The sequence below is a fragment of the Allocellulophaga tsushimaensis genome, from assembly GCF_055383085.1.
The window spans coordinates 1487549-1502512 of the sequence record NZ_AP039451.1; the positions used below are offsets into that span (position 1 = coordinate 1487549).

Below are 14964 nucleotides of genomic sequence, written 5' to 3' on the forward strand. Positions count from 1 at the left end.
GAAATGCACTTTATGAAGTTGTTGTTGTTTCTAGTGCGTAGTTCATCATTTTTTTGAGTGCTTTAAACCAAAATTCGAATTTTAAGAGGATTTATCTAAGTTGAATCTAGACCTTTGTATCTCACTTTTAAAATTACAATTATGAAAACAATTTTACTTATTAAAGGAGTTTATACAGAAAGAATAAATAGCATTACAAATTTTGCAATAAGAAATTCAATGAAGTTTTTTGCTGTTATGAGCATATCGCTTTTTGCAGTAGTTATATATGCTTTTGCATACAGGTTGGCTACAGGTTTTGCATTTTAAAATTCTTCAATAGTATTTTTAGAGTACAGTTTTATATATCTAAGTAGCCCTATATATGTTTTATCTCATTTTTTTCTAATAAATCAGTACCCTTAAGTCTAAGAAAAACTTGAGCAGTAGTGACAACATCTAACTCGCAGTATTTTATAATACGGTCTATATCTTTTTCTTTATAATATACTTGCCTTACCTGGCTGCCATCTATATCTTCTTTAGGAGATGGTATGCCTAAAATATTAGCTAATAATTTTAGCGAAGTATAATGTTTGTAATCTCCAAATTTCCAGAGTTCCATGGTATCTAAATGAGGAATTTCCCATGGTTTTTTTCCAAATAAGTTAAGCTTTATGGGTAAAGCTATTCTATGAATAATCATTCTACGAGCAATGTATGGAAAGTCAAATTCTTTGGCATTATGACCACACAATACGTATTTTGGATGATTAAAATGCGACTCTAGCAAATTTTTAAATTCTTTTAGTAGGTTTTCCTCTTCTCCATAAAAAGTAGTAACCCTAAATGTTCTACTATCTCCATTTAAGTTAAAGTAGCCTACCGATATACAAATTATTTTTCCAAATTCTGCCCAGATACCTGCACGCTCATAAAATTCTTCTGCTGATATTTCTTTACGTTGGTACTGACTTTTATGTGACCAAAGCTCTTTTTTAGTATCGTCTAGTTGTGCAAAACTTTCTTCTTCAGGAACGGTTTCAATATCTAAAAATAAGATATGTTCTAGATTTAATTTATGCAACATATTCCTGTTTAGATGAGATTAATACGCTTCAAAAACTCAAGATACAAACTTTAAATTTAAAAAAATAAAGCTATTTATGAATTTGTCATACAATTCTTTAAAAAAGACCATATAGTTTGTAATATGATTTTTAAATGAACGATAAAAAGTAATTTTTAACGATAAAGTGTATTTTTAAGCTCTTTTTAAGACAATAACAAACCATGTAGTTTTTAATTTTTAGAAAAGAGATTGCTGTTTCACAGGGTTTTCGTGCGCTAAAAGCCATTTTTTACGGTGTAAACCACCCGCGTAACCCGTTAAAGAACCATCACTACCTATAACTCTATGACAGGGGATAACAATCCACAAAGGGTTTTTACCATTTGCAGAAGCTGCTGCTCTAATTGCTTTTACATCACCTAACCTTTTTGAAATTTCTAAGTAAGAAACTGTTTTTCCATATGGAATTTCTTCTAAAGCTTTCCAAACCCTTTTTTGAAATTCAGTTCCTTGTGGGTTTAATCCTAAATGGAATTGTTTTCTTGAGCCTTCAAAATATTCATGCAGTTGGTAAACGGCATCTTCTAAAACTTCTGGAATAACATCAGTAAGGGTATCATTAGTATCTATTATGCTAATACTTTGCAGGCCATCAGCATCGCCTTGTAATTTTGCCACTCCAAGCGGAGTTTGTATATAAGCAGTTTCCATTAGCTGGTTTTGGAATCATTCTCTAATATTCCCATTTCTTTAGCGCGTATTTCCCATTTTTTACGAGCTAGTTGCCTTAAATCTTCTGTAGCATCACTCTCATCTACAATTTCTAAGCCTAATAAGGTTTCAATAATATCTTCCATAGAAACAAGGCCGCTAACAGAACCATATTCATCCACTACAAGTGCCATATGCTGACGCTGTTCTATAAGGGTATTGAACAATTCTGGAATAGGTGTATTGCGATTTGTAATTAAAATATCTCTTTTAATAGTGGCTAAAGGGGCATCTCCTTCGGTATGGATCATTTCTTCTAAAACGGTATCTTTTAGTACAAAACCAGTAATGGTGTCTTGCGTTTCGCCATAAATAGGAATTCTAGAAAAGCGCATTCTAGGATTTGCTTCAAAAAAATCTTTTATGGTTCTTTTTTCATCTGCTATTTTCATAACAGTTCGGGGTGTCATAATATCTTTTACTAAAATCTCATCGAATTGTAAAAGGTTTTTAATCACTTTAGATTCAGATTCTTGGAAAACACCTTCTTCTTGCGCTATATCTGCCATAGCGGTAAAATCTTCTCTACTTAACACGCTGCCGCCATGGCCACCCTTAGCCCCAACCAATTTGGTAAAAAGTTGTAAAATCCATAATAAGCCAGTGTATTTTAATCCTAAAACCATAATTTTTAAGGATTTAGAAGTAAAGTTAGCAAGTTGTTTCCAATAGGTGGCACCAATGGTTTTAGGAATAATTTCGGAAGCTACCAGAATTAAAATTGTCATAATAGTAGAAACAACACCTACCATTAAATCTTCTGTAAAAGTAATGCCAAAAACACTACGTTCTGTAGTGCCATAAAGCTCAGAATAGGCAACTTTTGCCTGTACACCTACTAGTATAGCACCAACGGTATGCGCAATGGTATTTAAAGTAAGAATAGCAATTAAAGGTTTATCTACATCTTTTTTTAAGTTTTCTAAAGTAGTAGCATAGGCTTTGCCTTCTTTTAGTTTTACATTTACAAATGTAGGAGTAACACTAAGTAAAACAGCTTCTAAGATAGAGCATAGAAATGAAAAAAATATAGAAATAAAAGCGTAAAAAAGGAGTAGTGCCATGGGTTAGTTTTATAGGAAACTAAGATACCAATAAAACTTCATTTGTTAAATTACTTTTAACATCCTTTTGCATAATCCCAAACATTTGGTATTTGTTCGTCTGAAATAAGCTTAACCCATCCAGTTAATTTCTGAATTACTAAATTGTCTTCTCCAGAACAAGGATGTTTTCGGTATTGGGTGACAATAACTTTACACCATTTACCATTGGTTGTTTTCGTTGGCTTAATGCCCCATAAATCGCCCTTAAAAACAGCTATGGATTTAGAGTTTTTTGTTGGTTTTACTCTTAAATGTAATCCAGGATCATTCGCATACCATTCTGAGTTTTTCTGAGTGAGATAATCCATCCAAGAAATTAACTTTAGGTTTTTAGAAGTTAATTCCTCAATACTTAACCAATATCCATTTTTAAGTTTTATAAAGTTAGCAATGGTATCCTCAAAAACTAAAGCCATAATTTCATAACCAACCATGTACAGATTAGTATGATCCAATTTTTTTTCATCTACTCCAACCTGAATAACTGCTGTATAAATTTCATTGTTTGCTTCAGATTTTCCTAACATAATTTTACCAACTGAAACTCCGTTTGGAACCTTATAAACGCTAAGCCCTGAAGTAGGAATGTAAATACAACAAACATCAAACTCATCACTAGGCATTATTATACCTTTAGTAAATTCTTGTGCATTTAAAGAATTAGTAAGAAGTATGGCTAGTACTATAAGGAGCTGCTTCATAGTGATGAATTAGTTTTTGTAAAAGCCTACCAACCCACAAACCGTGGTGGTTTTACCCCGTTTAAATTTAAATAAACCAAAAGTTGTCCTCTATGGTGGGTAACATGGTCTTGCAGTAAATTTAGAATTTGCAATTTGGTTTTTGGCCCTGCAAAAAATTCTACTTTTGCAGCTAAATCTTTCGGTTTTGTGTTTTTAATAATAGTTGTTACCGTATCAAAACCATCGGAAATGATTTGTATTAATTCTGCTTTGCTTTTTGAACTTAAATTATCCTTAGGTATTTCTTTGTCTGCAAAATACGTGTGACTCAACCAAATCATATTCGCTCTAATGTGAATAAGTTGTTCTTTAAAATCTCTTTGAGGCTCTGTTGGTTTATAATTGTACTTGTCTTCTGGCATAGATTCCGCAACTTCAATTAAATAGTTTTTGGAGTTTTCCCATTTTTCAAGAAAGGTTGGGATAATAATATCCTGAGATTTTACGTTTATACTTATAAAAGCCAATAATAGAAATAGTATTTTTTTCATTTTTAATATTTTTTTTAATAGACCATAACCAAAGTCTTCAATAAACCAGTAGTTATAAATTGTTTTTTAGTAAAAATTTATACGAAAGTATTAAATAGTTACTTCATTCTGTTTATAATTTGTACTACAACAGTCATTTTGTATGAGACCTACCCATTTTTTTATTCTATTTTTTGTATTGCTAACAAAAGGGGTACTAGCACAAAATAATGTTAAAGAAGAAAGAAACCAATTTGAAACATTGATTGATAGTATAGAGAAAGCTTACAACAAAAATGATTACAAGAACACAATAACATTAACTACAGAATTAATTGAAAGAGGAGAACAATCCAATTCTAACTATGCTAGGTTTTATGGTTATGACATTTTAGGTACTGTTTATGATATTCTACAAGACTCTGTAAAAACAGCTTTAAATACTGAAAAAGCACTAGAATATGCCATTGCCAGTAAAAACGATTCCTTAATAACTTGGGCAAATGGAAATATGGCTACTATACTTGCAGTCAATAAAGATTATGCTGGTGCAATCTTAAATTTTCATAAAAGTTTAGATTATTATGAAAAAAAAGGACATACCATAGACATGTATTTATCCTACATTAATATAGCTGAAGCATATTTTAGTACAAATGTTTTGGATAGTGCATATTCTTATATATCTAAAGCCAGAGCACTAGAAAAAGACCATAGTATATTTAAAGAGTACAAGGCACTGAATGATTTTACTTTTGGGAGATATTATTATGAGTTAAATAAATATGGCGAAGCAGAAAAGGAATTTTTAAAAGTAAAAAAAGTTATAGAACAAGATTCAATAGATATAACTGCAGTAGACACCTATAATTTTTTATTTAAAATATACGAAAATAAAAAGCAATATGTAAAAGCGCTAAATAGCTTAAAAAAAGCAAAATCTTTTATAGAGCGTAACTATGAGAAGAATAAACTAAATGCCATAGAAATTGCTAGTGCTAAGTTTGATTTAAAAGAATATAAAAAAGATTTAAAAAATGCGCTTATTGAAAAAGAATATGCAAAGAAAGTATCTAACTTTTATACCATAATTATAGTTGTTTTACTTTTTGCCACCTTTGGTTTCTTTTTGCTATTAAGATCAAGAAAAAAATACATCAATAAGCTTAGTAATAAGAACTCAGAATTAACTATTGCTAAAAATGAAGCAGAGAAGTTGTCTAAGATTAAAACACAATTTTTCTCTACAGTTAGCCATGAGCTACGTACTCCATTATATGGTGTAGTAGGGATCTCTTCTATTTTACAAGAAGACGAAAATTTAAAACCATATGAAGAGGAATTAAACTCACTTAAATTTTCAGCAGATTATCTATTGTCATTAATTAATGATGTACTCTTATTAAGTAAAATGGATTATCAGGACTTGACTTTAGAGAAAGTTCCTTTTCAATTAAGCACCCTTGTAAATAGTATTACCGAATCATTTAAATTTAGTTTAGAGCAGAATAAGAATAATCTTGTGGTTTCTATTGATGATAAAGTGCCTAATAATTTAATAGGGAGCTCTGTAAGAATATCTCAAATCTTAATGAATTTAATAGGTAATGCTACTAAGTTTAATGAGGATGGAAATATATGGCTTACTATTAAAAGTGAGGGAGTTGCAAATGATGATACACATAAAATATATTTTGAAATAAAAGATGATGGTATTGGAATACCATTAGACAAACAAAAAATGATTTTTAAAGAATTTTCTCAAGTAGAAAATAACAATCATAGTCATAAAGGAACAGGCTTAGGTTTAACTATTGTAAGAAGGCTAGTGAAATTACATAATAGCGAAATATACTTAAAAAGTGAGCCAGGTAAAGGTTCTGCCTTCAGTTTTACTTTAGAGTTATTAGAAAATAAGAATAATATTGATTTAAAATTAAATGAAAATAAATCTTCAGAAGAATTAAAAGATACCCTAATATCTCAACATACAGATATCCATATATTAGTGGTAGACGATAATAAAATTAATCAAAAAGTTACTCAAGGTATTCTTAAAAAGAATACGATAAAATCTAGTGTTGCAAATGATGGTGAAGAAGCTATTGCTATGGTAAAAGACAATGTATATAGCCTAATACTAATGGATATTAATATGCCAAAAATTGATGGTCTTGAAGCGACCAGAATTATACGAAAATTTAATAAAGAAGTACCTATTATAGCATTAACTGCAGTAGAAGTAGAAGAAATGCGAAAAAAAATATTTGAAGCTGGGATGAATGATGTTTTATCTAAGCCCTATGATGCCTCACAATTTTTAAGTACTATTTTAAACAATTTACCAACAACAGTAATTTCTTAAGACATGAGTTGTACTGCGTCTTTAGCAAAATAACTGGCAATAATATTGGCTCCTGCTCTTTTAATAGCAATCAATTGTTCCATCATTACGGCATCATGGTCTAACCAACCTTTTTCAGCTGCGGCTTTAAGCATTGCATACTCGCCGCTTACCTGGTAAACCGCAACAGGAACATCTACTTCATTTTTTATTTCTCGTACAATATCTAAATAACAAAGCCCCGGTTTTACCATTACAATATCGGCACCTTCATCAATATCCATTTGCGTTTCTTTTATGGCTTCAAACCTATTAGCAGCATCCATTTGGTAACTACTCTTATTTTTAGGAATGTTTTCTTGTGCTACTGGTGCAGAATCTAAAGCATCACGGAAAGGACCATAAAAAGCACTTGCATATTTTGCACTATAACTCATAATACCCGTATCCGTATAACCATCATCTTCCAGTGCTTCTCTAATGGTTAAAATTCTCCCATCCATCATATCACTAGGAGCAACAAAATCTGCTCCTGCTGCTGCATGGCTCACACTCATTTCTGCTAAAAGATCCGCAGTTTCATCGTTTAAAATTTTACCATTTTCTACAATACCATCATGTCCGTAAGAAGAATACGGGTCTAAAGCCACATCTGTCATCACCAGCATATCTGGGCAAGCATTTTTTACGGTTTTTATAGCACGTTGCATTAAGCCATTTGCATTTAGCGCTTCTGTACCTTTATTATCTTTTAGGTTGTCTGGGACTTTTACAAAAAGAAGAACAGCACATAAGCCCATATTCCAGAGTTCTTTCACCTCCTTTTCAATATAATCTAAACTAAGCCTATAATAATCCGGCATGGAAGGAATTTCTTCTTTAATATTTTTTCCTTCAACAACAAAAAGGGGGACTAAAAAGTCGCTGGGGGTTATAATAGTTTCACGAACTAAATGACGAATGGCATCATTGGTGCGTAATCGTCTATTTCTTCTTAATGGGTACATTTTGTATGTATATTATTGTAAGAAACAAAGATAGCTTAACTCAATTAATTAAAGTAGTCTTTGGTGTAAGACAAACAGCATCATAAAAAAATCATTTAAATTGTAACAAAATATTGCTTTTATATACTAATGACACCATATTGACTAATTCATAAAAATAGAGATTATGCTATCTATCAAAGATCTGAATAAAACATACCCCAATGGAACAAAAGCACTCAATAATGTAAACTTAACTATTGGGAAAGGCATGTTTGGCCTTTTGGGCCCTAACGGTGCTGGTAAATCTACTTTAATGCGTACTATAGCTACCTTACAAATCGCCGATTCGGGTACAATTGATTTTGAAGGTATAGATGTATTTAAGCAGCCAGAAGAATTACGTAAAGTATTAGGGTATTTGCCACAAGATTTTGGGGTGTACCCTAAAGTTTCGGCCGAAATGATGCTTAATCATATTGCAAAAATAAAAGGAATTCATAGTACATCAGACCGAAAAGCGTACGTAGCTGATTTATTAAATAAGGTAAACCTTTATAAATTTAGAAAAAGAAATTTAGGTGATTATTCTGGTGGTATGCGCCAGCGCTTTGGTATTGCTCAGGCGCTTATAGGGAATCCAAAATTAATTATAGTAGATGAGCCAACAGCAGGCTTAGACCCTTTAGAGCGTAACCGTTTTCATAATTTATTAAGCGAATTAGGTGAAGATGCAGCCGTAATTTTATCTACGCATATTGTAGATGATGTGATTAACCTATGCACAAATATGGCAGTTTTTAACGAAGGTTCGGTTGTTGTTCAAGGACACCCACAAGAATTGTCTAATTCTTTAGATGGTAAAGTATTTAGAAAGCGTATTGAAAAAGAAGAAATTGAACAATATCAAGAAGAATATACGGTATTATCTACCTATTTGCGTAGTGGTAACTATAATGTAAATGTATATAGCGAAACGAACCCTGGTGATGATTTTGAGCCAGTAAATAACGATTTAGAAGATTTTTATTTCTACAGTATCAACAACCAACTAGAAACAGTATAAAGATGAAAGAGATATTTTTATTTGAGCTGAAGTACAGGCTAAGAAGACCTGCTACATACATTTATACTTTTTTAATGTTTATTATACCTCTTTTACTTGCGGTATTTTCATTAAAATCAGGAACGGCACAATTTACGAATAGCCCAAATGCAATTGTGGGTCTTTTAGGAGGTATGAGTAGTATAAGTATATTCTTTTATGCTGCAGTAATGGGCGTTCCAGTTTTTAGAGATGAAGAACATAAAACAGCCCAAACGTTCTTTACTTTTCCGGTTTCTGAAAAACATTATATTTTAGGGCGATTTTTAGGAAGTTTTACCATTGTAACCCTCATGAATATAGCAGCAGTATTGGGTGCTATAATTGGAATTGGAATTGGTGCTTTTTTAGATAGGCCAGATTTTGGAACATATACTGCTTTTAATTTCTCCTCTTATTTTGCGCCTTTTTTATATTTAATGACCTTTAATGCATTTTTTATAGGAAGTTTGTTTTTTAGTTTAATGACTTTCTTTAAACGTATGCCTATTCTGTATTTAGGAGGTATTGTAATTATAATTTTAACAACGATATCGGGGCAATTATTATCTAGTTTAGATACGGAATGGTTAAGTATTTATGTAGATCCTTTTGGAGAAACAGCATACGGTTTTTTAACAAAATATTGGTCAATTAATGAGTTGAACACTACCCAATTATCACTTTCAGGAAAATTTGCAATTAACCGTTTAGTATGGTTAGGCATTTCCATAGGGATATTTGTTTTTACACTATTTAAGTTTTCTTATAAAGGTTTTCTTTCTTCTAAAAAACAGAAAAAAAGTAAAGAAGATAAAGAAGCTTATACAGCAAGCCCTATAGGAGTTATTACACAGTTTTTTACTAAAAAAGCACAAAGAGAAAATTTATGGTCTTTAAGTAAAATAGAATTTTTATCTATTGTAAAAGAATCCGTTTTTCTTATTCTTATCATAATTGGGATTTTAGTAGCTGGTTTTATTGCTTATCAGAGTAATCAGATTTATGATACACCTTCATTACCGCGTACTAGATTTATGGTATCTATAATTGCGGGAGGTATTTCACTTTTCTCTACTATTATTTTAATTATTTATGCAGGCGAAGCAGTACATAGAACTAGAAAAAATAAAACCTTTGAGTTTTATGATGCCTTGCCAGTGAGCAACACCACATTATATCTTTCTAAAATAATTTCTTTACTTGGTATTGCAGTAATATTAACACTATTAAATATTGTTGTTGGGATGCTTTACCAGACTTTTAATGGTTATTTTAATTATGAGTTAGGGATGTATTTTATTCAGAACTTTACTAGCGTTTTTCCTAGCTATGTAATTACTTTACTGTTAGCATTTTTTATTCATGTTTTGGTAAATAATAAGTTTTTAGGGCACTTTTTAGCAGTAATTATTTTTATTGGTTTACCCTTAATTATCACTTTAGCTTTTAAGAGTAATAATCCACTAGTAATTTTTGGCGGCACACCTGGTAGTTTTTTAAGTGATATAAATGGTTTTGGACATTACTTAACAGGTCGTTTCTGGTTAAATACGTACTGGATTCTATTTACTTGTATTTTAGCAACCATAGGGATGGTATTTTGGAACAGAGGTTTTTATTCATCGGTTAAAGAGCGTTTGCGTTTAGCAAAACAACGTTTTTCTGGCAAAACAATAGCCTATACCTTATTTTTTGTTCTTGCTTTTATTTCTGTAGGGGCATATAGCTATTACAACCTTAAGGTATTGAATACCATAAATGATAGCGATTATGGAAATAAAGTTGCAGCTGATGCAGAGAAAACTTATGGTAAATATATTGGAAAACCACATATACAAGTAACCGATTTAAAAGCATTTATCGATATTTTTCCAGACGAAAGAAGTATCAATGCAAAAGGAGAGTTTAAAGTAACTAATAAATATGAGGTACCGATAGACACCTTGTTAATGGAAATGCAATTTCCTTTGGCTTACACCGAAATTACAAATGTGGTGTATAATGATGTGGTGTTAGAACCTTTCTTAAAGGATACGGTTTATCGTTTATTCATGTATAAGTTACCAACAACATTACAACCAAAAGATACGGTTTCTTTAGTTATAGAAACTAAGGCAATTACAAAAGGTTTTGCTAACGGTAGAGAAACGGCTGTATTGGATAACGGAACCTTTTTTAGAGATGCTATTTTTCCAAAATTTCATTATGACCGTAGCTTAACAGATAATGGTGATCGTAAAAAATATGATTTAGAAAAGTTGGATTTCTTGTTTCCGCCAAGAACAGATAGTATTGCTTTAAAAAAGAATCTTTTTAATGAAGATGCAGATTATATGACTTTTGAGGCTACCATAAGTACTAAAAAAGGACAAATAGGAATAGCTCCAGGAGTACTTGCCAAAAAATGGGATGAAGGAGAGCGTAGTCATTTTAATTACAAGCTAGAAGAAAAATCAGATTATTTCTTCAGTTTTGTGTCAGCAGATTATGATATAGAAAAGTCTAGTTGGACCGCTCCAAGTGGTAAAAAGGTAGCGATAGAAGTATACCATTCTCCAAAACATAAAAGAAATTTAGAACATTTTATAAAAGGCCTAAAAGTATCCTTAGCTTATAATTCTAAGAATTTCTACGAGTATCCGTATTCTATTATTCGGATTATAGAATTCCCAGCGTATGCTAATTTTGCGCAGTCTTTTGCAACCACAATACCCTATTCTGAAGACTTTGGTTTTGTAGCAGATTTTACCCGAGCAGAAGATTATAACTATGCATTTACCGTAACTTCTCATGAAGTGGCACACCAATGGTGGGGACATATTGTAACACCTAGTAAAACCTCTGGTGCTAATATTATTTCAGAGACCTTAGCAGAATACGTTTCTTTAATGACCATGAAGCAAGAATATGGTGAAAATGGTATAAAAGTATTCTTAAAGAACTCTTTGGATACCTACTTAAGATTACGACAGTTTAGCTTTAAGCCTGAGCGTTCTTTAATAGATGTAGAAACAGGACAGCATATCTGGTACCAAAAAGGATCTATGGTCATGTTTGATTTGCAGGATGTCATTGGAGAAGATAAGGTAAATGAAGGTCTGCGCAATTTCTTAAATGAATATAAATATGGCGAAAAAGGCTACTATGCTTCTTCAGGAGATTTGTATGAAGCTTTAAATACCATTACTCCAGACTCCCTTAAATATAAATTAAAAGATGGTTTTAAAGAGATTGTCCTTTATGAAAATAGAGTGCTTAGCGCAAAAACCAAAAAGCTTGCTACAGGTAAATGGGAAACTACTTTTACGGTAAATTCTAAAAAAATCTATTATGATGATAAAGGAAAAGAAAAAGAAGTAGATGAAAATAAGAATTTAGTTGATATTGGTTTATTTGGAGAAGATACCGTTAATAAAGATAATATCACCATTAAAAACCCATATTATTTAGAGTTGAAATGGTTAGAGCCTGGAGAAAATACCTTTACGATTGTCACTGATAAAAAACCTGTAAAAGCAGGAATAGACCCCTATAATAAGTTAATAGATAGAAACTCTGGTGATAATTTAAAAAGTATAGAAGAGTAAAATTTAATTCTTTAATAATAAAACGCCACTAAATTTAATCTAAAAATTAAGTTTAGTGGTGTTCTTTTGAGAGCCCTAAGTATACCCAATGACCATTCTCTTTTACAAAAGCAGATTTTTCATGGATTACTTCAAGGTTTCCGTTTTCATAATAAAAAGCATTAAAAGTAACGGTGCCTTCAGTATCGTTTTCTTGTCCTTTATAGGTATCAAGTACTTCTAAGCGAATCCAATTTACCGATTTTGCCCATTTTACAATCGCTTTTTTCTCTTTTAAAGGTCTAGTGCTGCTATGATGACTTTGCATTAAATAATCACCATTTGCTAAAACAAAAGCGGAATACCGAGAACGCATTAGCTGTTCGGCTGTTGTTGTTTTAGAAATAGTCTTATGTGCTATGTCACAGCAGTCCGTATAACTTTTAGGCTTTCCGCAGTGGCAGTTCATTGTTTTAATATTGAGTAAATAGTATTAAGTACAAAGTGCTTAGTTTTAAGTGTTAATTTTTAACTTTCTCTATTCTCTATTCTCTATTCTCTATTCTCTATTCTCTATTCTCTATTCTCTATTCTCTATTCTCTATTCTCTATTCTCTATTCTCTATTCTCTATTCTCTATTCTCTATTCTCTATTTTCTATTCTCTAAGCATAGCCTTATACACAGTTTCGTCATTTGTTCCATTTAAAATAAGAGCATCCTCACGTTTAAAATCAGTTTTTGTATCCAACGATTTTATAAATGTGATAACTTCTTCTTTATGATTTTTCATCATAAATTCATCAAATACTAAGGAGACCGCAGTTCCTATCTTAAAGTGTTCTTTAAAAGGTGCTAAAGTAGGGTCAGTCTTAGCTTTTAGTATCCCTTCTTTAGTATATGATAATATGATGTATTGATTCTTTTTTATTTTTTCGCCAACAAATAAATTATATTCGATTTTCTCGTTTTCTTGCATTTTAAATTGAAAAATAAATCGGTTTTCGTCAATTTTTTTAAGTCTTAATTTAAATGGCCCTTCGTTTCTTTTATTGGGAGCCATTTTAAAGACCCATTCTTTCTTTTTACGAGTAATATCGTCAAGAACAAAACCAAACTTACTTGGTTTTCCATCTTCTTTTTCAATATTCCAATAGGTGTAGCTTATTTTCATTTTGCTCGCATTCTCATCGGTCAACAAAGGAGCCTTAGAAGAAATTGAAATACAACTTTGAAGTACCATAATACTGATTAAAAGCGTAAAAAGGGTAGTCGTTTTTTTCATAATCATATCATTTAGGAAACTATCCAATCTTTAGGTTCTTTTAAAATATTTAGCAATCGTTCTTCTTCACTTCCTTTTTCTGGCTGATGGTCATACACCCATTGTACCTGTGGGGGTAAGCTCATTAAAATACTTTCAATACGCCCATTCGTTTTAAGTCCAAATAAAGTGCCTTTGTCATGTACTAAATTAAATTCTACATAACGTCCTCTTCTAATTTCTTGCCAATCTTTATTTGCTCTAGTGTATTCCATAGGTGCTCTTTTACTTACAATAGGAACATACCCCTCTAAAAAACTATTCCCAACCTCAGTAACAAAATTATACCAGTCTTCCATACTGGTTTCATCAGTTGCTTTGCAATAGTCAAAAAAAAGACCGCCAATACCACGAGCTTCATTTCTATGCGCATTCCAGAAATATTCATCACAACGTGCTTTATATTTCGGATAAAATTCAGGATTATGTGTATCGCAAGCAGTTTTGCAAACCGTATGAAAATGAGTGGCATCTTCATCAAACAAATAATAGGGTGTAAGATCTTGTCCGCCTCCAAACCACTGGTCTACTAATTTTCCTTCTTTATCATACATTTCAAAATAACGCCAGTTGGCATGTACTGTAGGCGCCATTGGGTTTTTAGGGTGCAGAACTAAACTTAATCCGCAGGCAAAAAAATCAGCATCTTCTACACCAAAATAAGTTTGCATGCTTTTAGGTAGTGCTCCATGAACTCCAGAAATATTGACACCACCTTTTTCAAAAACAGCTCCGTTTTCTATCACACGGGTTCTGCCACCACCACCTTCTGGGCGTTTCCACTCGTCTTCCTTAAACCTAGCCTTGCCATCTATTTCTTCTAATGTAGAAGTGATGGTGTCTTGAAGGTCTTGTATGTATGCGAAAAATTTATCTTTCATTTTTTAATATAATTTGGCTAGACCTGTCAGGTTTTAAAAACCTAACAGGTCTAAGTCTATTATTTGTTCTTTTTTCTTTAAACTTTGTTTGTGGCAATACGTTAAGTTTTCTAAATCATCAAATAAGTTGATTACTTCATCTGTTTCTAAAATTAGTTTATTCTGATGCTTTTCTGTTGTAAAACAGGTGTAAGAAGAAAAAAGGAATTTTGAAAAGTCATTAATTACGCCATGATTTTGAGGATTTGTGTGAATATAGATAATTAGGCTTCTTAAATACTCTTCATTTGTAATATGTTTTCTATTAAAAGGTCTCTCAAATAAACTGCCAGTTCTATTTTGTTGTTTATTGTAGGCTTTTGCATAAGCATTGAATAAATTAGAAAAAGCTTGAGTAACTATTTTTTCTTCTGAAATAACCTTTATGGCGAAATGAAAATGATTATTCATAAGACAGTAAGCTAAAACAATGACTTTACCTTTTAAGTGTTTTTCTGCAAGTTGAAGAAAATAGCATTTGTTTTCGTCATTTTTGAAAATGATACAACTATTAATACCTCTATTGTAAATATAATAATAATGGTCTTTTTCTAGCTTTTCTGTTTTCATTTAGCTTTGCGTTTTTAGACCTGACAG

General features: G+C 31.6%; 14 protein-coding genes. 4 read left to right on the forward strand and 10 right to left on the reverse strand.

Going from position 1 to position 14964, the window contains the following annotated elements; genetic code table 11:
* Positions 1–141 precede the first annotated feature (141 nt).
* Entirely contained in the window at positions 142–309 is a 168-nt protein-coding gene (locus tag ACZ451_RS06460) for a DUF6747 family protein (RefSeq protein ID WP_464216292.1), read from the forward strand.
* 49 nt (positions 310–358) lie between these two features.
* On the opposite strand, the gene ACZ451_RS06465 is transcribed toward ACZ451_RS06460, so the two are convergent.
* From ACZ451_RS06465 to ACZ451_RS06485, 5 genes are all read right to left on the reverse strand, one after another.
* Positions 359–1069, reverse strand: coding sequence for a 3'-5' exonuclease (locus tag ACZ451_RS06465; protein ID WP_464216293.1), 711 nt, complete (start codon positions 1067–1069; stop codon positions 359–361).
* 219 nt (positions 1070–1288) lie between these two features.
* Positions 1289–1762 (reverse strand): methylated-DNA--[protein]-cysteine S-methyltransferase, encoded by a 474-nt coding sequence (locus tag ACZ451_RS06470; RefSeq protein ID WP_464216294.1) that lies wholly within the window; start codon positions 1760–1762, stop codon positions 1289–1291.
* On the reverse strand, positions 1762–2886 hold the full coding sequence (locus ACZ451_RS06475; RefSeq protein WP_464216295.1) for a CNNM domain-containing protein: 1125 nt from the start codon (positions 2884–2886) through the stop codon (positions 1762–1764). Before ACZ451_RS06475 ends, ACZ451_RS06470 begins: the two co-directional genes overlap by 1 nt.
* A 56-nt stretch (positions 2887–2942) precedes the next feature.
* Complete coding sequence (locus ACZ451_RS06480; protein ID WP_464216296.1) at positions 2943–3629, reverse strand: hypothetical protein; 687 nt, start codon at positions 3627–3629, stop codon at positions 2943–2945.
* Between the two features lie 26 nt (positions 3630–3655).
* Positions 3656–4162 carry a DinB family protein gene (locus ACZ451_RS06485; protein ID WP_464216297.1) on the reverse strand — a complete coding sequence of 169 codons (507 nt, stop codon included), beginning with the start codon at positions 4160–4162 and terminating at the stop codon, positions 3656–3658.
* Between the two features lie 142 nt (positions 4163–4304).
* On the opposite strand from ACZ451_RS06485, the gene ACZ451_RS06490 reads away from it, so the two are divergent.
* Positions 4305–6506: a tetratricopeptide repeat-containing hybrid sensor histidine kinase/response regulator gene (locus tag ACZ451_RS06490; protein ID WP_464216298.1), complete on the forward strand. Its 2202-nt coding sequence runs from the start codon at positions 4305–4307 to the stop codon at positions 6504–6506.
* On the opposite strand, the gene hemB is transcribed toward ACZ451_RS06490, so the two are convergent.
* On the reverse strand, positions 6503–7492 hold the full coding sequence (gene hemB, locus ACZ451_RS06495) for a porphobilinogen synthase (protein ID WP_464216299.1): 990 nt from the start codon (positions 7490–7492) through the stop codon (positions 6503–6505). The two genes, ACZ451_RS06490 and hemB, sit on opposite strands and share 4 nt — an antisense overlap.
* A gap of 166 nt (positions 7493–7658) precedes the next feature.
* Here hemB and ACZ451_RS06500 point away from each other — a divergent pair, with 166 nt between their 5' ends.
* Together ACZ451_RS06500 and ACZ451_RS06505 are read left to right on the forward strand one after the other, a co-directional pair.
* Positions 7659–8537, forward strand: coding sequence for an ABC transporter ATP-binding protein (locus ACZ451_RS06500; RefSeq protein ID WP_464216300.1), 879 nt, complete (start codon positions 7659–7661; stop codon positions 8535–8537).
* Positions 8538–8539: 2 nt separating this feature from the next.
* Positions 8540–12145 (forward strand): ABC transporter permease/M1 family aminopeptidase, encoded by a 3606-nt coding sequence (locus tag ACZ451_RS06505; protein WP_464216301.1) that lies wholly within the window; start codon positions 8540–8542, stop codon positions 12143–12145.
* A gap of 52 nt (positions 12146–12197) precedes the next feature.
* On the opposite strand, the gene ACZ451_RS06510 is transcribed toward ACZ451_RS06505, so the two are convergent.
* The 4 genes from ACZ451_RS06510 to ACZ451_RS06525 form a co-directional block, all read right to left on the reverse strand.
* A complete protein-coding gene (locus tag ACZ451_RS06510; protein WP_464216302.1) occupies positions 12198–12593 on the reverse strand; it encodes a YchJ family protein in 396 nt (131 codons plus the stop codon).
* Positions 12594–12781: 188 nt separating this feature from the next.
* Positions 12782–13408 (reverse strand): hypothetical protein, encoded by a 627-nt coding sequence (locus ACZ451_RS06515; RefSeq protein WP_464216303.1) that lies wholly within the window; start codon positions 13406–13408, stop codon positions 12782–12784.
* Between the two features lie 11 nt (positions 13409–13419).
* Positions 13420–14328: an oxygen-dependent coproporphyrinogen oxidase gene (gene hemF / locus ACZ451_RS06520; protein ID WP_464216304.1), complete on the reverse strand. Its 909-nt coding sequence runs from the start codon at positions 14326–14328 to the stop codon at positions 13420–13422.
* 33 nt (positions 14329–14361) lie between these two features.
* Positions 14362–14937, reverse strand: coding sequence for a transposase (locus ACZ451_RS06525; RefSeq protein WP_464216305.1), 576 nt, complete (start codon positions 14935–14937; stop codon positions 14362–14364).
* Between the last annotated feature and the right edge of the window lie 27 nt (positions 14938–14964).